This window comes from Azospirillum brasilense (genome assembly GCF_008365405.1).
Classification (GTDB): Bacteria; Pseudomonadota; Alphaproteobacteria; order Azospirillales; family Azospirillaceae; genus Azospirillum; species Azospirillum brasilense_D.
The window spans coordinates 31901-51929 of sequence record NZ_QOKV01000012.1 but is presented as its reverse complement, the minus strand read 5'-3'; the positions used below and the strand labels follow the sequence as shown (position 1 = coordinate 51929).

Below are 20029 nucleotides of genomic sequence, written 5' to 3'. Positions count from 1 at the left end.
TACAATTCGCAGAAAGATGACGCAGCTTCCGACAAAAACACCGACGGTGGTCATAGGCATTTAATGCGTTGTTAAGTACTGAAAATGTATCAAGTCGTTGGGGCATATTGGATCGTTGGGCGGTCATTCTCCGCTCAACTCCAGCCTCGAAGACCATCGTCAAATTTACCATCGACAATAGGGACATTCTTTTACCAATCGCTTCGACAGCGGTTGATTGGCGATGCTTTGTTTCTTTCGGAATGCCAAACTTGCGACGGATAACGTCCTAAGACGCGTGTTTAAGCCGACCGTTTCCACCTGAAATCAACCTCACCTGACCCTCGAAAGGTTTCGGATCATGGTAGACCGTAAGAAGCGCGCCCAGGAACTGATCAAGTATCACAGCTACGCCTCGGGCGCCTTCGGACTCATCCCCGTTCCCGGCGCGGACGTCGCCGCGGTCAGCGTGGCCCAGCTCAACCTGATCCATAAGCTCGCCAAGCTCTATGAGATCGAGTTCGCGCAGGAGCGCACCCGCGCGATCATCGGCGCGCTGATGGGCGGCGTCATGCCCGGCGCGCTGAGCTCCAGCGTGCTCGGCTCCGCCGTGAAGGCCGTTCCGTTCATCGGCACCGCCCTGGGCGTCGCCGTCATGCCGGCCCTGTCGCTGGCCGCCACCCAGGCGCTCGGCCGCGTGTTCGCGCGGCACTTCGAGACCGGCGGCACGCTGCTGGACTTCGACGTCGAGACGATGCGCGAGCATTTCCGCAAGGAGTTCGAGGCCGCCCGGAACGACGCCGGCAAGGACGAGGCCCCCGCCGCGGCGCCGCAGATGGAAGAGCAGCCGGTCCAGAAGGCCGGTTAAGGGCACGACGCCGGGGCGCCGGGCAAAGAAGGAAGCATCGCCGTGTTCGAGCTGATCTACATCGGTCTCTGCCTGCTGGTCGGGTTTCTGGGGATCGGCCGCCGCGGCGGCTTCCTGCTTTACGCCTTCCTGGCGGTGGTCCTGACGCCGCCCGGCGCCCTTCTCGTGATGATCCTGCTGACCACCCGCGGCAAGAAGCGGGCGAAGGCATGACGGCGGCGACGGCGTCCATCCTCCGCCCGATCCTGCGGCTCCTACTGCCGGTCCTGCTGGCGCTGTTCGCCGCGGTCCTTCCGGCGCGCGCCGAATACTGGACCATCGCGTCGGAAGACCATTTCCCGCCTTACAACTACTCCTTCAACGGCACCCGCACGGGGATCGACACCGAGATCGTCGTCGCCCTGCTGAAGGAGCTGACCATCACCCCGGTCCACCGGCCGCTGTCCTGGACCGAGGTCGTGCGGTCGATGGACGAGAACACCGCCGACGTCGGCTTCCAGTTCATCGCCTCGCCCGCCCGTTTCGCGCAATACAACATGATCGGCCCGTTCCGCACCGGCACGACCGTCTTCATGGTGCGCAAGGACTCTCCCATCGCCTTCGAGCGTCTGGAGGACCTGACCCCCTACCGCATCGGCGTGGTCGACGGCTTCGCCTACGCGCCGGACTTCGACGCCGCGACCTATCTGGAAAAGGTCCCGTCGAGCAGCAACGTGGTCAATTTCCGCCGCCTGATCCTGGGCCGGGTGGACGTGATCGTCGGCGACCTGCATGTGCTGAACCACATGGCCAAGCAGGACGGGCGCCTGAAGGACGTGCGCGTCCTGCCCAAGCCGCTCGGCCTGATCCCCCGCTACATCGCCATGCCCAAGGCGCGCAAGGAGAAGGCCGAGCGGCTGCAGGCCGCCTTCGTCAAGCTGCGCGACAACGGCACGATCACCCGCATCCTCGACTCCTGGCTGGCGGAGTGAGGCGGAGCGATGAGCAAAAGCAAGACAACCAAGCGTGTCGCTCCCAGCCGGCCCGTCTCGGCTCTGCTGCCCCTGATCGGGCTGGCCGACCGTGAGATCCTGACCCGGCTCGTGGTCACCGGCTGCGTCGCCGCCACCGCCAACCTCATCAGCCTGATGAGCCTCAGCGCCGAGCTGAACGGCTGGATGCGCGGCGAGGTGCTGGACACGCCCTTCCTGATCTTCTGCCTGTCGCTGCTGGTTTCCTACGCCTTCAGCAAGCGCTTCGTCGGGCTGGTGCTGACCACCGGCTTCAGCGCGCTGGCCGGGGTGCGGCGGCGCTTCCTGCAGACCGTCACGCTGGGCAATCACGCCGACATCCTCGACATGCAGGCCCGGCGCTCCTTCGACCTCGGCAACCACCATCTGGAGCGCATCGCGGCGCTGCTGCCGAACCTGTCGATCGCCGCCAACATGATGCTGGTGGCGGTCGTGGCCTACCTCTACCTGTGGACGCTGACCACGGTGGGCGCCACCCTGCTTCTGGTGGCCGGCGCGATGATCGGCGGCTGGTACGTGCGCGAGGCGCAGCGGACCCGCGCCCTGCTGGGCCAAGCCAAGGAGTCCGAGGTGCGGATGCTCCAGGGCTTCTCCGAGATCGTCGGCGGCAACGCCGAGATCAAGCTGGGCAAGGCGCGGCGCGACGAGCTGGCCCAGGCGGTCGAGGCCGACGTCGCCCAATGGGAGGACCTGAAGCGGCGCCACGGGCGCAATCTGGGCGAGCTGTTCTCCTGGATCGCCACCATCGTCATCGGCTTCTCCGCGGTCTTCGTCTTCATCTTCCCGCGCATGGGCGCGCTGTCGGCGGCGGAGCTTCCGCTGGTGACTTCGGTCATCCTGTTCCTCGCCCGGCCCCTGTCGAAGTTCCTCAACGCCGTGCCCGACTACATCGCGGCGGAGGATGCGGCGAACCAGCTCACCACCCTCCTCGCCGCCATGCCGGCGGCGGAGTACGCGCCGTCGAAGCTGGCCCGCGCGCCGCGCCGCTTCTCCGCCATCGAGCTGCGCGGCGTGCGCTTCGCCTACCGCGCCGGGCTGCGGCCCGAGCCCTTCGTGATCGGTCCCATCGACATGACCATCCCGGCGGGCAGCGTCGTCGGCATCGTCGGCGCCAACGGGTCGGGCAAGTCCACCCTGCTGCGCGTCATCCCGCTGCTGTTCCGCCCGGACGAGGGGCAGGTGCTGCTCGACGGGCAGGCGGTGGAGGGCGACCGGCTGGAATCCTACCGCGACCTGTTCTGCGCGGTGTTCCAGGACCACCACCTGTTCACCCGCCTGCCGCAGGGGCCGACCTTCGACGCGGAGCTGTTCCGCGAGATGCTGGCCTATCTGAAGATCGACCATCTGGTTCCGGAGACCGGCGACGGCCTGCTGAACCGCGACCTGTCCAAGGGCCAGCGGCGCCGCGTCGCCCTGGCCGTCGCGGTCGCGGAGGGGCGTCCGATCATCATCCTCGACGAATGGACGTCCGACCAGGACGCCGAGTTCCGCACCCGCTTCACCAACGAGATCATCGGCAAGCTGCGGGCGCTCGGCCGCACCGTGATCTTCGTGTCGCACGACGGCAACGCCTCGTCGGTCTGCGACGTCACCATTCACATGACAAACGGGCAGATGGACACGCCGGCCGACAAGGCCGCGCCCCGCCCCGCCACGGCTTTGCTCCAGGAGACCGCGTGACATGGCTGACCAGGCCTTCACCTACGACGACGCCGACGCGACGCCGCAGCCGAAGTCGCGCCTGCGCGCGCTGCTCGGCCACTGGTACGAGGAGCACCGCCGGTCGCTGCTGTGCACGCTGCTGGTCGGCATCCTGATCTTCCTCTACTTCGCGCCGTCGATCGTCGTCTTCATCCCCGCCGGCCACGGCGGCGTGCTGTGGAAGCGCTTCCACCAGGGCACCCAGATGGCTCCGGCCCTGGCCGAGGGCGTGCACGTCATCTTCCCCTGGGACAAGATCGAGGTCTACGACCTGCGCCTGCAGGAGGACACCCGCTCCTACTCGGCGATCGCCAACGACGGCCTGAACGTCAGCATCGAGATCACGGTGCGCTACCGCCCCTATGCGGAGATGCTGGCCGCCCTGCACAAGAACGTCGGGCCAAACTATCTGGAAGTGCTGCTGGTGCCGGAGGTCGGGTCGGTCTCGCGCGAGATCGTGTCGCGCTTCAAGGCCGACGAGCTCTACGCCCACCGCCGCCTGCGCGTGCAGACCGAGACCTTCGAGCAGGTCGCCGACCGCGTGATGTACGCCCAGATCATCGGGGCCGAGGACACGCCGAAACCCGACGGGCGGACCAAGACCGGCTACATGCTGATCCAGGACATCCTGATCCGCAACGTCTCGCTGCCCGAAGCGATCATGGTGTCGATCGAGCGCAAGATCCAGCAGGACCAGGCCGCCCAGGAGTACCAGTTCCGCCTGCAGCGCGAGCTGTTCGAGAGCCAGCGCAAGCAGCTCGAAGGCCAGGGCATCCGTGCCTTCCAGGAGACGGTCCAGGCCAACCTGACCGAGAACTACCTGCGCTGGCGCGGCATCGAGGCGACGCTGGAGCTGGCCCATTCGCCCAACGCCAAGATCGTCGTCATCGGCAACGCCGCCAGCGGCGGGCTGCCGCTGATCCTCGACGCGGCCTCTGGCCAGGGCGCCACCCTCCCGATGCCGGGCGCCCCCGCCCCCGGTGCGCCGCATGCGGGTGCACCGGGCACCGTGACCCTGCCGCAGACCAGCTTGCCGCCCAGCAGCCTGCCGGTCCCGCCCGTCTCGCAGCTCCCCTCGCTGAGCGGCGACGGCACGCCCGGACAGGTGCCGGTCGCCCAGATGCCCAGCCTGAACACCGCCGGGGCCGAACCCACCACCCACCGCTCGCCGACCGCGCCGGTTCCCGGCGTCAAGCCCGAGCCGGCGGGCGCCGCCAGCGGACCGGCCAAGGACGGGAAGGCCGCCTCGGCCCCCATCCTGTCGAACATGTCGCCGTCCCGCCTGATCGACCTCATCCAGTCCAAGTGAGCCGGCGATGGACCTCTGGCGCATCCTGAGACGCGACGCCCTGCGCAACATGCAGCCGCTGATGCTGCTGGCGGTGCTGGCGGCGGCCCTCAACCTCGCCCTGCTGACCTCGCTGAACAGCGCGCTGGTCATCATGGACGATCCGGAGGGGTTGCAGCGTCTGCTGTTCATCTTCCTGCTGTCCGCCTTCTCCTGGCGGTTCGCGCAGGGCTGGATGATGAGCGCGGCGTCCAAGCGGATGCAGGCGGCGCTGGCGATCCTGCGCGTCGACCTGCTGCGCCGCGCGGTGGCCGCCGACCTGCCCGACGCCATGGCGGTCGGCTCCACCCGCCTCGCCCAGGTGGCCGGGCCGGAGCTGCAACTGCTCGCCCAAGCGGTGCCGACGCTGGTCATCAGCTTCCAGTCGGTCGCGGCCATCGTGCTGTGCCTGCTCTACCTCGCCTCGCTGTCGAACGCCGCGGTGCTGATCGTGCTGGCCTTCCTGACGGTCGGCGGCATCCTGATCACCCGCTCCGTCCTGCGGCTGGAGCGGCTGTCGGAGACGATCCACGAGGCCGAGGGCGCGCTGTCCGAACGATCGGACCACATCCTGCAGACCCTGCGCGAGTGCAAGCTGAACCGCCGCCGCGCCGCCAACGCGCTGTCCGACGCCACCGCCTGCGCCGAGGCGCTGCGGACGGAGCGCCACCGCTTCGGCGCCGAGTACAGCCACTATTTCACGCTGAGCGAGCTGACCTACTACGCGGCGCTGGCCGGGATCATCTTCCTGCTGCCGGCGGTGACCAACACCGACATCACGACCGTCGTGCTGGCCGGCCACGCCGCCGCCTTCATCGCCTACCCGGTCATCACCATCGTCGCCTCCTACCCCTCCTACATCAGCGCCGAGACCGCCGCCCGCTCCTATCTGGCGGTGGAGGCGGAGCTGAAGGCGCCGCCCCGCCCCGCGCAGCGCCGGGCCAAGGACGCGCCACCGACCGGCTTCGCCGACTTCGCCACCATTGCGCTCGACGGTGCGTCCTACCGCCACCCCGGGCGCGACGGCACCGGCTCCTTCACCGTCGGCCCCATCGACCTGAAGGTCGAGCGCGGCGACGTCGTCTTCGTCACCGGCCACAACGGCGCCGGCAAGAGCACGCTGATCCACCTGCTGCTCGGCCTCTACCCGGCGCAGCGCGGCAGCCTGACGGTGGACGGCGCGGTAGTGACGGCGGACACGCTGGGCTCCTACCGCGACCTGTTCTCCGTCGTCTTCTCCGACAACCACGTCACCCGCCAGCTCTACGGCGCGGTGTCGCCGGAGGACGGCTTCGCCGACGAGCTGCTCGACCTGCTGGAGATGTCCGACAAGGTGGCGGTCAATGACCGCGCCTTCACGACGGTGGACCTGTCGCAGGGGCAGAAGAAGCGCCTCGCGCTGGCCGCCGCCCTGCTGGAGCGCAAGCCCGTGCTGGTGCTCGACGAGTGGGCGGCCGACCAGTCCCCCTACTTCCGGCGGAAATTCTACCGCGAGATCATTCCCTGGATGAAGGCGCGCGGCATCACCGTGATCGCCGTCACCCACGACGACGCGTACTTCGACGCCGCCGACGTGCAGATCCAGGTCGAGCAGGGCGGTCTCCGCCGGCTCGACGCACCCGCCCTTCCGGCCCCCGACCTGCTGCCCGCCTGAACCCGGGCCCGCCGGTCACGGCCATCAGCCATCCCTCCCCTCCCCCAGACGCGAGACAGAGGCACACCATGATCCTTCTCACCGGCGGCACCGGCTTTCTCGGTGGTTCCTTCTACCTCGACGCCGTCAAGAACGGGACCGCGGCGGACTGCCTGCTGCTGATCCGCGGCGCCGACGAGGCCGCCTGCCGCGCCCGTCTCGCCACCAACCTGATGCGCTGCGTCGACCGCGCCACGGCCCAGGCCTACGCCGATCTCTGCCAGATCATTCCGGGCGACCTGCAGTCGCTGGCGACCAGCGCCGACCCGCGGCTGGACGCGGTGACCCACATCGTCCATGTCGCCGCCGACACCTCCTTCGACAGCCGGCATTCGGTCTGGCAGATCAACGTCGACGGCACGCTGGCGCTGGCCGCCCGCGCCCGCCGCATGAAGCACCTCCAGCGCTTCCTGCACATCGGCACCGCCTTCTGCTGCGGCGAGACGCCGTGGCTGGAGATGGTCGAGGAGGCCCCGGCCCCCGGCCACGACACGCCGCACATCGTCGAATACACCCGCAGCAAGGCGGCGGCGGAGCGCGCGCTCGCCGCCGGCTTCCCCGACCTGCCGATCGTCGTCTGCCGCCCGTCCATCGTCGTCGGCCACACCGCGATGGGCGTGCGCCCGAGCGCCAGCATCTTCTGGTTCTTCCGGCTGGTCGACCGCACCGGCGTCCTGCCCTGCTCGCCGGACGGCTTCATCGACATCGTTCCGGTGGACTGGGCCTCGGCCCGGTTGCACGACCTGCTGCGCAAGCCCGAGCTGAAGCACAACCTCTACCACATCTCCGCCGGCCTCGGCAGCCGGACCCTGTGGAGCGACTTCCAGGCCGCCTTCGCCGCGCACGGCCATGAGGGCACCCGCCCTTACAGCTTCTTCGACCCGAAGGGTCCGGAAGGCTGGAAGCCCTTCGACCGCGCCTTCCGCCTGGCCTTCCCGCAGCGCGACATCCTGCACCGGACGATGATGGCGGGCGGGCGCAAGTACCACCGCTTCACCGCGCAGGACATCGCCTTCGACAACAGCCGCCTGCTGGCCGAGGGCTTCACCCCGCCGCCGCGCTTCGCCGACTACATCGGCGTCTGCCTGACGAACCCCGGCACGACCATCGCCGAGCAGTTCGTCGACGACGCCGCCAGCTTCGAGTTCGACGAATCGCTGGCGCCGGCCGGGTCGCCGGCCACCGCCGCCGCTTAAGTCTTATCGCCGGAGAAGGACGCCATGCCGCTTCTCATCGCCACCCGCGTCGCCTCCAGCCCGATCCACGGGCTGGGGCTCTTCGCCGAGGAGGCGGTCGCCGCCGGCACGCCGGTGTGGGCGTTCGACGCCCGCATCGACCGCCTGCTGGCGCCCGACGACGCCGTGCTGGCCGAGTTTCCCCAGGTCGCCCGGCTGCTCGACTTCCACGGCTGCGTGATCGAGGGGGTCGGCGTCCTTCTGCCGGGGGACGACGCCCGGTTCCTCAATCACGCGGATGGTCCGTCCATCGGGCGGGCCGATCCCGGCGACTGGCGGCGCTTCGTCGCCCGCCGCGCCATCGCCGCCGGGGAGGAGATCACCTGCAACTATGAGGACATCTGCGCCGACGTGCGCGAGGCCGGGGCGGCGCTCTATCTGACCGGTGCCGGGGGATGACCAGTTCTTCGTCCCGTCCTCCCCTGCGGACCAGCTTCGTTGAGCCAGTGGCCCTGACGCCCGAGCGGCGGGCGGCGATGTTCGCCCTGCTCAGCGTCTGGTTCGAAGGCTACGGCGAGGATTACTTCAATGAGGAGCTGGAAGACCTCGACCACTGCGTGCTCCAGGAGGACGCCGGGACCGGGGAGCTGGTCGGCTTCGCCACCGTCTACCGGCAGGCGGTGGAGATCGACGGCACCGCCGTCGGCGCCTTCCACACCGCCCACTGCATCCTGGAGCGCCGCTTCTGGGGGTCGAACGATCTGGTGCGCTCGATGGTCGCCGAGATGGTCGCCCGCGCCCGCGCCGACCGCTCGGGACGGCTGTGGTACTGGAGCTACAGCGCGGTCGGCTACCGCTCCTACCGCTACATGCCGATGCTGTTCGTCCGCCACACGCCGCATCCGGACCAGCCCCCCGACGCCCTCGACCGGGCGTTCCGCGACCACATCGGGCGGGAGTGCTTCGCCCAGTACTACGACGCCGACACCGGAACCGTGGACTGGCAATGGCAGGGCTACGGCCTGACCGAGGAGGCCCGCGCCATCAGCGAGGCCAAGCTGGACAGCCCGGCGGTCGCCCAGTTCCGCCGCATCAACCCACGCTGGGCCGACAGCGTGGAAGTCCTCTGCCTTGCCCGGCTGCAGGACGACAACCTCACCGCCTTCGGCCGCCGCTGGTTTCCGGCCAATAGCCCTCTCCCCCCTGGGGAGAGGGTGGCCCGTAGGGCCGGTGAGGGGGTTGCGCTTTTGCCGAACGCGGCGCCACGCGCAACCCCCTCACCCTAACCCTCTCCCGGAGGGGAGAGGGGATACCAAAACATCGCCCCCGCAAGCCTCGACCCTGGAATGACGACGCCCATGAACGCCTTCTCCCTTCGCGCCGCCGCTCTCGCCGGCACCGCCTTCGCCGCCCTGACGTCGGCTCCGGCCCTGGCCGAACCGAGCTTCGACCTGATCCTCGGCGGCGACGCCTATTTCCAGGGCGCCTACATCCGCCAGCAGCGGGACGACGGCCTGCGCTCGCGCGAGTTCGCCAACCGCTACCGTCTGGTCGTCACCCCGACGGCCACCGCGGACAACGGCCTGACCTACGGTGCGCGGCTGCGCATCGTGGCGGGCAACGGCGATCCGACCGTCTCGACCCGCAACATCGAGAACGACCGCGCCTTCCTCTTCGCCAACGGCGGCTTCGGCACGATCCAGGCCGGCGTCATCAACGGCCTGTCGGACGAATACGGGATGATCGGCCCGAACGTCGAGGGCGTGGCCGGCAGCCCGGACAGCAACGGCATCCTGTTCCTGAACGGCTCGTCCACCTTCGGCGCCCTGCCTCTGGCCGCCACCAGCATGCGCACGCTGATCGCCTACGACACCGGCACCAAGCTGGTCTACATCACGCCGAGCTTCGGCGGCCTGTCGGCGGCGGTGTCCTACATGCCGCGCAGCGGCGACTCCAACAGCTCGGTCAACCGCCGCACCACGGACGTGCTGGGCGACCTGCTGTCCTTCCGTGACGTGGTCGAGGCCGGCGCCGCCTTCCAGACCGCGGTCGGAGATTTCAGCGTCGAGGGAAGCGCCTTCTACGCGACCGGCCAAGCGGTGCGCCAGACCGACGGCGTCGTCAGCCAGTCCTTCGAGGATCTGAACTCCGTCCATGTCGGCGCCAACGTCGGCTACGGCCCGGTGAAGGTCGGCGCCAGCTACGCCTACAGCGGCGACAGCGGCTACGCCGAGGGCCTCGCCCAGACGCGGGCGCAGCAGAACTGGATCTTCGGCGCGCAGTACACCGCCGGGCCGCTGCTGTTCGCCGCCAACTACCTGCGGGCGCTGGGCAACGACAGCGCGACCATGTCCACGCCGAGCAAGGCGGACATCTGGCAGGGCGGCGTGACCTGGACGGTCGCCCCCGGCTTCACCGCCGGGCTGGAGTACGACTACGTGCGGTCCACCCTGCAGGCGGGCCGCCCCGACGGCGGCGACCTGAAGGACCGCGCGCACATCGTGATGCTCGACACCCGTCTGGCCTTCTGATCGGGCCGACCGCTGCGGCCCTGGATCAATCCGGGGTCGCAGCGTTTTCGCACCATCGACCCGCGCTTAAATCGTTTGTTGGCACCACGGAGCGCGGTCTACCCTGGCCACCCGAATCAACGTCAAAAGGGTGCGCCGGTGTTCGCGTTCCATCTCGCCTTTCCCATCCGGGACATCGAGGAAACCCGCCGTTTCTACGTCGATGTCCTGGGCTGCCGCGAAGGGCGCTCCACCGAGCGGTGGATCGATTTCGACTTCTTCGGCAACCAGATCTCCGCCCACCGCTCGTCCGAGCCGCGCTCGACGGAGACCAGCATGGTCGACGGCAAGGCGGTGCCGCTGCATCATTTCGGGGCGGTGCTGCCGCGCCCCGTCTGGGACGCGCTGAGGGAGCGGCTGGAGGCCGCCGGCGCAACCTTCCTTCTGGAGCCGCAGATCCGCTACCCCGGCAAGCCGTCGGAGCAGGGGACCTTCTTCATCCTCGACCCCTCGGGCAACGGGCTGGAGTTCAAGAGCTTCACCAGCGAATCCGGCATGTTCGCCCAGGTCGAGGCGACCTGACGCGCCAGGAATCCTAAACCGGCGGAGCGGAGTCCGGAGCCGGCGGCACGGCGCTCTCGACCGGCGGGACCGGAGGGGGCGCCGGCACGTCGTCGCTGCCCTCGGTGCGGTCGCGGTAGAGGGCGGCGCGGGCGAGCAGCATCAGCGTGATCGGCGTGGTCACCACCATGAAGACCGCGATCAGGATCTCGTGCAGCACCAGCCGCGACTGCAGCACGGTGAAGCACAGCATCGAGGCCAGCAGGACGAAGCCGATGCCCATGCTGGTGCCCAGCGTCGGGGCGTGGACGCGTTCGTAGAAGCTGCGCAGCCGCACGAACCCGATGGACCCGATCAGCGCCAGCGCGGCGCCGAGCAGCAGGAACAGCGCCACCGGGATCGCCGCCCATACCGGCAGGTCGGCCAGATGCGTCATTCGATCACCTCTCCGCGCATGAGAAACTTCGCCAGCGCCGCCGTCGCGACGAAGCCGAGCAGCGCGATGATCAGCGCGGCCTCGAAATAGAGCGTGCTGCCGGTGCGGATGCCGAAGGTCAGCAGCAGCATCGTGGCGTTGACGTACAGCGTGTCGAGCCCGAGCACCCGGTCCTGCGCCCGCGGCCCGCGCAGCACGCGGTAGGCCGCGCAGGCCATCGCGGCGACCAGCAGGATCTGCGCCAGGACGATCGACCAGAGCAGCAGCGTGGCGGTCATTCGAAGATCTCCATCAGGCGCTTCTCGTACCGACCCTTGATGGTGTCGATCCAGGTGCTCTCGTCAACCAGATCGAGGATGTGGAGAAGGATGGTGTTGTTCGCGGAGTTGTATTCCACCCAGATCGTCCCCGGCGTCCCCGTGATGATGCAGGCCAGCGTCGCCAGCCCGTAGGGCGCCCGCATGTCGAGCGGGATGCGGAGGAAGCCGGACACCCGCTCGGTCTTGCGCGGGTTCAGGATGATCTTGGCGACCGCGACGTTGGAACGCGCGACGTCGGCGATCACCAGCGCGGCGAGCGCGAGGGCGGCGCGCGGCCGTTTCAACCGTCCGCCCGGCGGGTCGAGCGCCGCGAATCCCCAGACCGCGACGGTCGCCAGGATGGCGCCCATCAGGATCGAGCCCAGCGCCACGCTCTCGGTCAGCAGCAGCCACATCGCCACGAGCGCGGCGGTCAGCAGCGGGTACGGCCACAAGCGCTTCATGGCGCGACTCCCTTGCCGGTCCCCGGCGCGGCGGTGGTCATCACCCCCTGGACGTAGCGTTCCGGCCCGTGAAGGGAGCGGGCGGTATCCTCCATGTAGCGCATCACCGGCCCAGCCTGGACGGTCAGCGCCACGCAGAGCGCCAGCAGCAGCATCACCGGCCCAAGTTCGACGAGGCGCACGCGCGGCAGATCGCCCGCGGGCGACGCCCAGAAGACGTCGATGCCGGTGCGGCTCATCGCGACGACCGTCGCCAGGCCGGACAGGATCAGCGCCGCCATCAGCGCCCAGGTGGTGAAGGGCAGCCCCTCCGCCCCCTGCGCCAGCATCGGCGCCAGGATGGCGAACTTGGCGAGGAAGCCGGACAGCGGCGGCAGGCCGGCGAGCAGCAGCGCGCAGGCCATGAAGGCGATGCCGAGGATCGCCATGATCGCCGGGATCGACACGCCGATGGCATCGTCGTCGTCCGACTCCTCGTCCTCGCCCTCGCCGAAGGCCTCGCGCGTCACGGCCAGCACGTCGGCGCCGACCATGCGGCCGCGCTCGACCAGCTCGATCAGCAGGAACAGCCCGGCGATCGCCAGGACGGAGCTGGTCATGTAGAACAGCGCCCCGCCGGTCACCGCCGCTTGGCCCGCGCCGACGGCGGCGAGCAGCGTGCCGGAGGAGACCAGCACGCTGGCCCCGGCCAGCCGCGCCAGATTCTGCGTCGCCAGCACCGCGATGGAGCCGAAGGCGATGGTCAACACCCCGCCGATCAGCAGCCAGTGCCCGCCGAACCCGGCCGAGGTCCCGGCGCTGTCGCCGAAGACCAGCAGCCAGATCCGGATGATGGCGTAGATGCCGACCTTGCTGAGGATCGAGATGATCGCCGCCGACGGCGCGCCGACCGTGGTGTAGGTGTTCGGCAGCCAGAAGCCCAGCGGCCACATGCCCGCCTTGATCAGGAAGGCGACGCCGAGGATCGCCGCCCCGGCCTCCAGCAGCCCGCGGTCCTCCGGAGCGATCCCGGCGATGCGCACGGCCAGCTCGGCCATGTTCAGCGTGCCGGACACGCCGTAGATCATGCTCACCCCGATCAGGAAGAGCAGCGATGCCGCCAGGTTGATGGCGATGTAATGCAGCCCGGCGCGGACGCGGGCGAGGCCGGAGCCGTGCAGCGCCAGCCCGTAGGAGGCGGCCAGCATGATCTCGAAGAAGACGAAGAGGTTGAACAGGTCGCCGGTCAGGAAGGCGCCGTTCAGCCCCATCAGCTGGAACTGGAACAGCGAATGGAAATGCGCCCCCGCCTTCTGCCAGCGCGCCAGCGCGAAGACCAGGGCGGACAGCCCGAGGATGCCGGTCAGCACCAGCATCATCGCCGACAGCCGGTCGAGCACCAGGACGATGCCGAACAGCGACGGCCAGTCGCCCAGCCGATAGACGCGCACGGTGGCGTCCGCCCCCGTGGCGGTGTGGTCCGTCAGATAGAGCAGCAGCACCGCCAGCGCCAGCAGCGCCGACGCCGACACCACGCCGAGCGTGGCCTTCAACGCCCGCCGCCGCTCGTCGATCAGCATCAGCAACGCGCCGACCAGCAGCGGGATGACGATCGGCGCGATCACCAGATGATTCATCCAAGCGCTCATTGGCCACCCGTTCACCGGGACTTCTCCTTACCGTCCACATGGTCGGTTCCCGTCAGGCCCCGCGCGGCGAGGAGCAGGACGAGGAACAGCGCCGTCGTCGCGAAGCTGATGACGATGGCCGTGAGGACCAGGGCCTGCGGCACCGGGTCGGCGTGGGTGGCGAGGCTGCCGGCCATGCCGCGCTCCAGCACCGGGGCCGCCCCGGTGCGCAGGCCACCGGTCGAGAAGATGAAGAGGTTGACGGCGTAGGAGAGCAGCGACAGGCCGATGATGACCTGGAAGGTGCGGGGACGCAGCAGCAGCCAGACGCCGGAGCCCGTCAGCACCCCGATCCCGAGGGCGAGGATAAGTTCCATCAGTCGTCTCCGGTTGCGGCGGTCGGGGCGGTGGTCGGAACCGGAGCGGACGCGGGCGGCGCGCTCACTGCCGCGGCGCGCGGCGCGGCGGCGCGATGGCCGCGGACCGACTGGCGGGCCAGCGCGATCAGGGTCAGCATGGTGGCGCCGATGACCAGCGCGAACACGCCGATGTCGAACAGCAGCGCGCTCGCCGTCGGAATCTCCCCGATCAGCGGCAGGTCCGCGTAGGCGAAATAGGTGGTCAGGAAGGGCCGGCCGAACAGCAGGGCGCCCAGGCCCGTGCCCGCGGCCAGCAGAAGCCCGAGGCCCATCCAGCGCAGCGGCAGCACGCGCAGCCGCGCCTCCACCCACTGCGTGCCGCCCAGCATGTATTGCAGGATCATCGCGATCGACCCCATCAGCCCCGCGGCGAAGCCGCCGCCGGGCAGGTCGTGGCCGCGCAGCAGCAGGAACAGCGCGACCATGCCGACCACCGGGAACAGCAGCCGCGCGATCACCGACGGGATCAGCAGCCAATCGGCCACCGTGTCGCCCTCCCGCCGCTCGGGTCGGGCGATGTCGTAGGCGCTCTGGTCGCGCTGCTGCTCCGGCACGTCCACGCTGTCGGGGGCCGGGCGGAAGCGGCGCAGCAGCGCGTAGGCGGTCAGGGCCACCACCCCCAGCACGGCGATCTCGCCCAGCGTGTCGAATCCGCGGAAGTCGACCAGGATCACGTTGACGACGTTGGTGCCGCCGCCCTCGGTGTAGGCGCGCTCCAGGAAATGCTGCGCCAGGATTTCCGGCGGGAAGCGGGTCATCACGCCGAAGGCCAGCCCGGCCATGCCGAGCCCGGCGGTGATGGCGATGGCGAGGTCGCGCAGGCGGCGTCCCGTCCGCATCACTTCCGACGTGCCGGTGCCGGGAAGCCGCTTGGGCAGCCAGCGCAGGCCGAGCAGCAGCAGGATGGTGGTGACGATCTCGACCAGCAACTGGGTCAGCGCGAGGTCGGGGGCGGAGAACCAGACGAAGGTGACGCAGGTGACCAGCCCGGTGCCGCCGAGCAGGATCAGCGCGGCGAGGCGGTGGAACTTGGCTTGCCACGCCGCCCCCAGGGCGCAGGCCGCGCCGATCGCCCAGATCAGGGCGAGCACGGGGTCGATGCCCTGCGGCACCAGATTGCCGGGGCCGAGTCCGCGCCGGTAGACCGCCCAGCCCGCGGCCAGGATGGCGACGCAGACGACCAGACGGAGCTGGGGCTGCAGGCGCCGGGTGCCCAGCAGCCCTTCCAGCGACCGGGCGAGGCGCCAGGACAGGAAGACCATGCTGCGCTCGAACATGCGGCGGCCTTCCAGACGGCTGATGAAGGGCGGCCCCTCGATGTTCCGGCGGAACAGCGGCTGCAGCAGGAAGTAGAGCGTCACCCCAGCCGCCAGGGCGAGCAGGCTCATCACCAGCGGCGTGTTGAAGCCGTGCCAGACCGCCAGGCTGTATTCGGGCGTCGCGGCGCCGAGCGCGGCGTGGGCCGCCATGTTCAGGTACGGACCCACGGTGGCCGCGGGCAGCAGACCGATGATGATGCAGGCCAGCGCCAGGATCTCGACCGGAAGGCGCATCCAGGCCGGCGGCTCGTGCGGCCGGTGCGGCAGGTCGACCGGGTCGGGGCCGAAGAAGGCGCCGTGGATGAAGCGCAACGAGTAGGCCACGGCGAAGGCGCTCGCCACCATGGCCGCGAAGGGCAGGATGTCGAGGAGGAAGGTCACGGACCCCTGGGCCGTCAGCGTCTCGGCGAAGAACATCTCCTTCGAGATGAAGCCGTTCATCAGCGGCACGCCCGCCATGGCCGCCGCCGCCACCATCGCCAGCCGCGTCGTGAAGGGCATGAAGCGGTTCAGGCCGGACAGGCGCCGGAGGTCGCGGGTTCCCGTCTCATGGTCGATGATGCCGGCGGCCATGAACAGCGACGCCTTGAAGGCGGCGTGGTTGAGGATGTGGAAGATCGCCGCGACCATGGCGAGTTCGCTGTTGAGCCCGAGCAGCAGCGTGATCAGCCCGAGATGGCTGATGGTCGAATAGGCCAGAAGTCCTTTCAGGTCGTTCTGGAAGATCGCCACGTAGGCGCCGATCAGCAGGGTGGCCAGACCGGCGCTGCCGACGATCCAGAACCACGCCTCCGTTCCCGCCAGCACCGGCCACAGCCGGGCCATCAGGAAGACCCCGGCCTTCACCAGGGTCGCCGAATGCAGATAGGCCGAGACGGGGGTGGGCGCCGCCATGGCGTGCGGCAGCCAGAAATGGAACGGGAACTGCGCGCTCTTGGTCAGGGCGCCCATCAGGATCAGGACCAGCGCCGGCAGGTAGAGCGCGTGCCCGCGGATCTTGTCGCCCGAGGCCAGAACGACGTCGAGGTTGTAGCTGCCGACGATGTGGCCGAGCAGCAGCACCCCCGCGAACAGGCACAGCCCGCCCGTCGCGGTGATGGTCAGCGCCATGCGCGCGCCGTCGCGCGCCGCCGCCGTGTGGTGCCAGTAGCCGATCAGCAGGAAGGAGAAGAGGCTGGTCAGTTCCCAGAAGAAGGCGAGCTGGATCAGGTTGCCGGAGAGCACCACCCCCGTCATCGACCCCATGAAGGCCAGCAGGAACGCGAAGAAGCGCGGGACCGGGTCGTCCGCCGACATGTAATAGCGCGCGTAGAGCACGACGAGCACGCCGACCCCGAAGACCAGCCCGGCGAACAGCCAGGCGAAGCCGTCCATCCGCAGCGTGAGGTCGAGGCCGAGCGACGGCATCCAGGCCATCGAATGGCGGATCACCCCGCCCGCCGCCACCGTCGGATAGGCGGCCCACACCAACCCCAGCCCGATGATCGCGATCGCACCGGCCAACCACGCCGCGGTGTTGCGCGCGTGCGTCGGCAGCATCCCGGCGACGATCGCGCCAACAAACGGAAGGCCGGTGGCGGCCAGGAGCAACAGGGCATCGGACATGGTCTGTGACAAAGGGGGTCTCGGGCAATCGGAGGGGCCAAAATGCTGAGAACTGTCGGCTTTACGAATATAGGAAGGATGGAGGTCCCTCGCCGCGCCGGCCGGACGTCGTCAGGTCAGAAATCGCTCGGTCAGAAATCCTCGTCGTCAAGCTCCCGCTCGGCGTTGGGGGGAAGCGCCTGCCGGACGAGTTCCACCACCGCGTCGGGCGTCTCCGCCTGCCGCAGCTTGCGCAGGGATTGCGGGTCGCGCAGGGCTTGGCAGATCTCGCCCATGACGGGGAGCAGGCCCTTGCGGGTCGCGGTCGGCCAGAGCACGAGGAAGAACAGGTCCACCGGCTCGTCGTCGCGGGCCTCGAAATCGATGGGTTTGCGGAGCCGCGCGAACAGCACCAGCGGGCTCTCGGCCCCGCGCAGCTCCGTGTGGGGAAGCGCCACGCCCTTGCCCAGCGCCGTTGAGCCGATGTGCTCCCGCGCCTGCAGGGCCTTGAGAATATCCTCCTTTGGTGCCGCGATGCGGCTGGCCGCCTCGGTGGCGAGAAGGTCGAGCAGGGTTCCCTTGTTGGCCGGCCCTGCATCGAGAATGACGTTGTGTGCGGACAAGAGGTCCGAGATGTTCATTCCTGTCTCCATGGGTGGCAAACCTTCCGTCTCCTGTCCCGGCCAGCCGCGGCCCGCGCCGGGATGGCCGTGAACCAACAGACTTCCAATCAAATTCGGCACGCCTTGTCCACAGTGCCAATACCCACAGCGCCAATCGCCGCCAGGACCGGTGGCTGCCCCACCCCACGGACACGCAGCCCCGGTAAGGCCCGCGCCTCGCAACACATGACCTCGTCCATCTCAGCCCCTGCCGCAGGCTCCACACCCATTTTGGGAATGGAATCGCGCCCCGCAAGTGGCGGGGTCGCCTTCCATCTACGTCTTGGCCGCGGCTGTAATCCCGCGATCCGCGTGAAGGGGGCAAAAAACGGACAGGCGGCACGGGGCGAATCCAGCCCATCGCCGCACCGGAAGCCGATGCGGGCAAGGCTTGGAACTTCGGAAAAGCTTCAAGGGCTTGAGCCCATGCGGGACGCCCCGCCCTCTCCCCCGCCATGGGGAAGGGCGGGGCGGGGCCGTCCCGTCCTTAAGCGAGCATCCGCACCGGCTCGCCGGCGTGCCAGGCGAGGATGTCGTCCAGCGCGTCGCGGTAGAAGACGTCGTAGTTCTCGCGGGTGACATAGCCCAGATGCGGCGTCAGCACCGTGTTCGGCGCCTCCAGCCAGGGGCTGTCCACCGGCAGCGGCTCCACGGGGAAGACGTCCAGACCGGCGCCCGCGATGCGATGCTCGTGCAGGGCCGCCAGCAGGGCGTCCCCATCCACCAGACCGGCGCGCGACGTGTTCACGAAGAAGGCGGAGGGCTTCATCGCGTCGATGTCCTCCGCCCCGACCACGCCGCGCGTCCGCTCGCCCAGCACCAGATGGACGCTGACGATGTCGGAGGTGGCGAACAGGTCGCGCTTGTCCAGCCGGATGACGCCCGCCGCGGCGGCCCGCTCGTCGGTCAGGTTGGGGCTCCAGGCCGCGACCTCCATCCCGAAGGCCTGACCGACCTGCGCCACCTGGGTGCCCAGCTTGCCCAGCCCGACGAGGCCGAGGCGCTTGCCGGCCAGCCCCTGCGTCAGGCCGGCCTGCCAGCGCCCGGCGCGCAGGCCGCGCTCCTCCTGCGGGATGCGCTTGGTCAGCGCCAGGATCAGGCCCCAGGTCAGCTCCGCCGTCGGGGTGCCGACCATGCCGGTGCCGCAGACGGTGATGCCGCGGGCCTTGCAGGCCTCCAGGTCGATGGCGTTGTTGCGCCCGCCCGTGGTGACGAGAAGCCGCAGGTTCGGCAGCGCGTCGATCAGCGACGCGGGGAACGGGGTGCGTTCCCGCATGATCACCAGGACGCTGTAGGGGGCGAGCATCCCCGCCACCTCCGCCGCCGGGATCGGCCGTTCGAAGACCGTCAGCGCGCTGCCGTTGGGCAGGCGATGCCATTCCGCCAGATCGCGCGCGACGTTCTGGTAATCGTCGAGGATGGCGATCTTCATCACGGCTTCGCGAAATAGGGCGCCAGATTGGCCCGGATGCGCTCCACCGCCGGCGTCACCGCTTGCGGAACCTGGAAGGTCTGGCCGGTGATCGTCTCGAACGCCTCGATGTAGACGCGCGCGGCCTCGAGCACGACCTCCGCCGGAATTTCCGGGATGGCGTCCTTGTAAGGGTCGCAGCGCTGGGTCACCCAGCTCCGCACGAAGTCCTTGTCGAAGCTCTCCGGGCGCTGCCCGGCCTCGTACCGCTCCGGATAGCTGGCGGCGAACCAGTAGCGGCTGCTGTCCGGCGTGTGGATCTCGTCGGCCAGGATGATGTTGCCGGCTTCGTCGAAGCCGAACTCGTACTTGGTGTCGACCAGGATCAGGCCGCGCGCCGCCGCGATCTCGCGCCCGCGGGCGAACAGGGCCAGCGCCTTCTCCGTCACCTCGTCCCACTGGGCCTGGGTCAGCAGCCCGCGCTCCACGATCTGGGCGGCGGTCAGCTCCTCGTCATGGCCGGCGTCGAACGCCTTGGTGGTCGGGGTGATGATGGTATCCGGCAGCTTCTGGTTCTCGCGCAGCCCGTCGGGGAAGACGTGGCCGTACATCTCCCGCCGGCCCTTCTTGTACATCGTCCACAGCGAGGTGCCGGTGGTGCCGGCCAGATAGTCGCGGACCACGATCTCCACCGGCATGATGGTCAGCCGCTTGGCGACCACGACGTTGGGGTCCGGGTATTCCAGCACGTGGTTCGGGCAGAGGTCCTTGGTCGCCTCGAACCAGTAGCGGGCGATCTGGGTCAGCACCTGCCCCTTGAAGGGGATGGCGGTCAGGATGATGTCGAAGGCCGACAGCCGGTCGGTGGCGATGATGACGCGCCGCCCGTCGGGAAGGTCGTAATTCTCGCGCACCTTGCCCCGGTAGTGGTTGGGCAGCTCGGGAATGGCGGCGTCCTTGACGACGTTGGACAGATGCGGAGCAAGCTGAGCGGTATCGACCAT

General features: G+C 69.2%; 20 protein-coding genes. 11 read left to right on the top strand and 9 right to left on the bottom strand.

The window, feature by feature from the left end; genetic code table 11:
• Window positions 1–340: 340 nt before the first annotated feature.
• The 11 genes from DS837_RS18525 to DS837_RS18480 all read left to right on the top strand — a co-directional run bounded on the left by DS837_RS18525 (window position 341) and on the right by DS837_RS18480 (window position 10845).
• Window positions 341–847: a YcjF family protein gene (locus tag DS837_RS18525; protein WP_149166119.1), complete on the top strand. Its 507-nt coding sequence runs from the start codon at window positions 341–343 to the stop codon at window positions 845–847.
• Window positions 848–889: 42 nt separating this feature from the next.
• The gene (locus tag DS837_RS32105) at window positions 890–1060 is read left to right on the top strand and encodes a hypothetical protein (protein ID WP_014197919.1); all 171 of its coding nucleotides are present in this window, start codon (window positions 890–892) and stop codon (window positions 1058–1060) included.
• On the top strand, window positions 1057–1818 hold the full coding sequence (locus tag DS837_RS18520) for a substrate-binding periplasmic protein (RefSeq protein ID WP_149166118.1): 762 nt from the start codon (window positions 1057–1059) through the stop codon (window positions 1816–1818). Before DS837_RS32105 ends, DS837_RS18520 begins: the two co-directional genes overlap by 4 nt.
• 9 nt (window positions 1819–1827) lie before the next feature.
• A complete protein-coding gene (locus DS837_RS18515; RefSeq protein WP_149166117.1) occupies window positions 1828–3537 on the top strand; it encodes an ATP-binding cassette domain-containing protein in 1710 nt (569 codons plus the stop codon).
• Window position 3538: 1 nt separating this feature from the next.
• A complete protein-coding gene (locus DS837_RS18510) occupies window positions 3539–4867 on the top strand; it encodes an SPFH domain-containing protein (RefSeq protein ID WP_149166116.1) in 1329 nt (442 codons plus the stop codon).
• Window positions 4868–4874: 7 nt separating this feature from the next.
• Window positions 4875–6539 (top strand): ATP-binding cassette domain-containing protein, encoded by a 1665-nt coding sequence (locus DS837_RS18505; protein ID WP_149166115.1) that lies wholly within the window; start codon window positions 4875–4877, stop codon window positions 6537–6539.
• A 68-nt stretch (window positions 6540–6607) separates the two neighbouring features.
• Window positions 6608–7774, top strand: coding sequence for an SDR family oxidoreductase (locus DS837_RS18500; protein ID WP_149166114.1), 1167 nt, complete (start codon window positions 6608–6610; stop codon window positions 7772–7774).
• A gap of 24 nt (window positions 7775–7798) precedes the next feature.
• The gene (locus DS837_RS18495) at window positions 7799–8212 is read left to right on the top strand and encodes an SET domain-containing protein (protein WP_149166113.1); all 414 of its coding nucleotides are present in this window, start codon (window positions 7799–7801) and stop codon (window positions 8210–8212) included.
• Complete coding sequence (locus DS837_RS18490; protein ID WP_149166112.1) at window positions 8209–9039, top strand: hypothetical protein; 831 nt, start codon at window positions 8209–8211, stop codon at window positions 9037–9039. Before DS837_RS18495 ends, DS837_RS18490 begins: the two co-directional genes overlap by 4 nt.
• 60 nt (window positions 9040–9099) lie before the next feature.
• Window positions 9100–10284, top strand: a complete 1185-nt coding sequence (locus tag DS837_RS18485) for a porin (protein WP_247890013.1) — start codon at window positions 9100–9102, stop codon at window positions 10282–10284.
• 138 nt (window positions 10285–10422) lie between these two features.
• Window positions 10423–10845, top strand: a complete 423-nt coding sequence (locus tag DS837_RS18480) for a VOC family protein (protein ID WP_149166111.1) — start codon at window positions 10423–10425, stop codon at window positions 10843–10845.
• A gap of 13 nt (window positions 10846–10858) precedes the next feature.
• On the opposite strand, the gene mnhG is transcribed toward DS837_RS18480, so the two are convergent.
• The 9 genes from mnhG to DS837_RS18435 form a co-directional block, all read right to left on the bottom strand.
• Window positions 10859–11260: a monovalent cation/H(+) antiporter subunit G gene (gene mnhG, locus DS837_RS18475; protein WP_149166110.1), complete on the bottom strand. Its 402-nt coding sequence runs from the start codon at window positions 11258–11260 to the stop codon at window positions 10859–10861.
• A complete protein-coding gene (locus DS837_RS18470; RefSeq protein WP_149166109.1) occupies window positions 11257–11538 on the bottom strand; it encodes a K+/H+ antiporter subunit F in 282 nt (93 codons plus the stop codon). The genes mnhG and DS837_RS18470 overlap by 4 nt, the downstream gene beginning before the upstream one ends.
• Complete coding sequence (locus DS837_RS18465; RefSeq protein WP_149166108.1) at window positions 11535–12023, bottom strand: Na+/H+ antiporter subunit E; 489 nt, start codon at window positions 12021–12023, stop codon at window positions 11535–11537. Before DS837_RS18465 ends, DS837_RS18470 begins: the two co-directional genes overlap by 4 nt.
• The gene (locus DS837_RS18460) at window positions 12020–13639 is read right to left on the bottom strand and encodes a monovalent cation/H+ antiporter subunit D (protein ID WP_149166107.1); all 1620 of its coding nucleotides are present in this window, start codon (window positions 13637–13639) and stop codon (window positions 12020–12022) included. Before DS837_RS18460 ends, DS837_RS18465 begins: the two co-directional genes overlap by 4 nt.
• A 23-nt stretch (window positions 13640–13662) precedes the next feature.
• Window positions 13663–14007, bottom strand: a complete 345-nt coding sequence (locus DS837_RS18455; RefSeq protein ID WP_014197933.1) for a Na+/H+ antiporter subunit C — start codon at window positions 14005–14007, stop codon at window positions 13663–13665.
• Window positions 14007–16973: a monovalent cation/H+ antiporter subunit A gene (locus DS837_RS18450; RefSeq protein ID WP_149166106.1), complete on the bottom strand. Its 2967-nt coding sequence runs from the start codon at window positions 16971–16973 to the stop codon at window positions 14007–14009. Before DS837_RS18450 ends, DS837_RS18455 begins: the two co-directional genes overlap by 1 nt.
• 131 nt (window positions 16974–17104) lie before the next feature.
• Window positions 17105–17593 carry a PTS sugar transporter subunit IIA gene (locus DS837_RS18445; protein WP_149166105.1) on the bottom strand — a complete coding sequence of 163 codons (489 nt, stop codon included), beginning with the start codon at window positions 17591–17593 and terminating at the stop codon, window positions 17105–17107.
• Between the two features lie 508 nt (window positions 17594–18101).
• Window positions 18102–19046 carry a D-2-hydroxyacid dehydrogenase family protein gene (locus DS837_RS18440; RefSeq protein WP_149166104.1) on the bottom strand — a complete coding sequence of 315 codons (945 nt, stop codon included), beginning with the start codon at window positions 19044–19046 and terminating at the stop codon, window positions 18102–18104.
• Window positions 19046–20029: a phosphoribosylaminoimidazolesuccinocarboxamide synthase gene (locus DS837_RS18435; RefSeq protein WP_149166103.1), complete on the bottom strand. Its 984-nt coding sequence runs from the start codon at window positions 20027–20029 to the stop codon at window positions 19046–19048. The genes DS837_RS18440 and DS837_RS18435 overlap by 1 nt, the downstream gene beginning before the upstream one ends.

Bases quoted from the DNA above. Each gene is read 5' to 3' on its own strand.
- DS837_RS18515 (WP_149166117.1), top strand. From the start codon at position 1,828: ATGAGCAAAAGCAAGACAACCAAGCGTGTCGCTCCCAGCCGGCCCGTC.
- DS837_RS18485 (WP_247890013.1), top strand. From the start codon at position 9,100: ATGACGACGCCCATGAACGCCTTCTCCCTTCGCGCCGCCGCTCTCGCC.
- DS837_RS18470 (WP_149166109.1), bottom strand. From the start codon at position 11,538: ATGACCGCCACGCTGCTGCTCTGGTCGATCGTCCTGGCGCAGATCCTG.
- DS837_RS18445 (WP_149166105.1), bottom strand. From the start codon at position 17,593: ATGAACATCTCGGACCTCTTGTCCGCACACAACGTCATTCTCGATGCA.
- DS837_RS18525 (WP_149166119.1), top strand. From the start codon at position 341: ATGGTAGACCGTAAGAAGCGCGCCCAGGAACTGATCAAGTATCACAGC.
- DS837_RS18465 (WP_149166108.1), bottom strand. From the start codon at position 12,023: ATGAAGCGCTTGTGGCCGTACCCGCTGCTGACCGCCGCGCTCGTGGCG.
- DS837_RS18500 (WP_149166114.1), top strand. From the start codon at position 6,608: ATGATCCTTCTCACCGGCGGCACCGGCTTTCTCGGTGGTTCCTTCTAC.
- DS837_RS18435 (WP_149166103.1), bottom strand. From the start codon at position 20,029: ATGGTCGATACCGCTCAGCTTGCTCCGCATCTGTCCAACGTCGTCAAG.
- DS837_RS18490 (WP_149166112.1), top strand. From the start codon at position 8,209: ATGACCAGTTCTTCGTCCCGTCCTCCCCTGCGGACCAGCTTCGTTGAG.
- DS837_RS18495 (WP_149166113.1), top strand. From the start codon at position 7,799: ATGCCGCTTCTCATCGCCACCCGCGTCGCCTCCAGCCCGATCCACGGG.
- mnhG (WP_149166110.1), bottom strand. From the start codon at position 11,260: ATGACGCATCTGGCCGACCTGCCGGTATGGGCGGCGATCCCGGTGGCG.
- DS837_RS18510 (WP_149166116.1), top strand. From the start codon at position 3,539: ATGGCTGACCAGGCCTTCACCTACGACGACGCCGACGCGACGCCGCAG.
- DS837_RS18440 (WP_149166104.1), bottom strand. From the start codon at position 19,046: ATGAAGATCGCCATCCTCGACGATTACCAGAACGTCGCGCGCGATCTG.
- DS837_RS18460 (WP_149166107.1), bottom strand. From the start codon at position 13,639: ATGAATCATCTGGTGATCGCGCCGATCGTCATCCCGCTGCTGGTCGGC.
- DS837_RS18455 (WP_014197933.1), bottom strand. From the start codon at position 14,007: ATGGAACTTATCCTCGCCCTCGGGATCGGGGTGCTGACGGGCTCCGGC.
- DS837_RS18520 (WP_149166118.1), top strand. From the start codon at position 1,057: ATGACGGCGGCGACGGCGTCCATCCTCCGCCCGATCCTGCGGCTCCTA.
- DS837_RS18450 (WP_149166106.1), bottom strand. From the start codon at position 16,973: ATGTCCGATGCCCTGTTGCTCCTGGCCGCCACCGGCCTTCCGTTTGTT.
- DS837_RS18505 (WP_149166115.1), top strand. From the start codon at position 4,875: ATGGACCTCTGGCGCATCCTGAGACGCGACGCCCTGCGCAACATGCAG.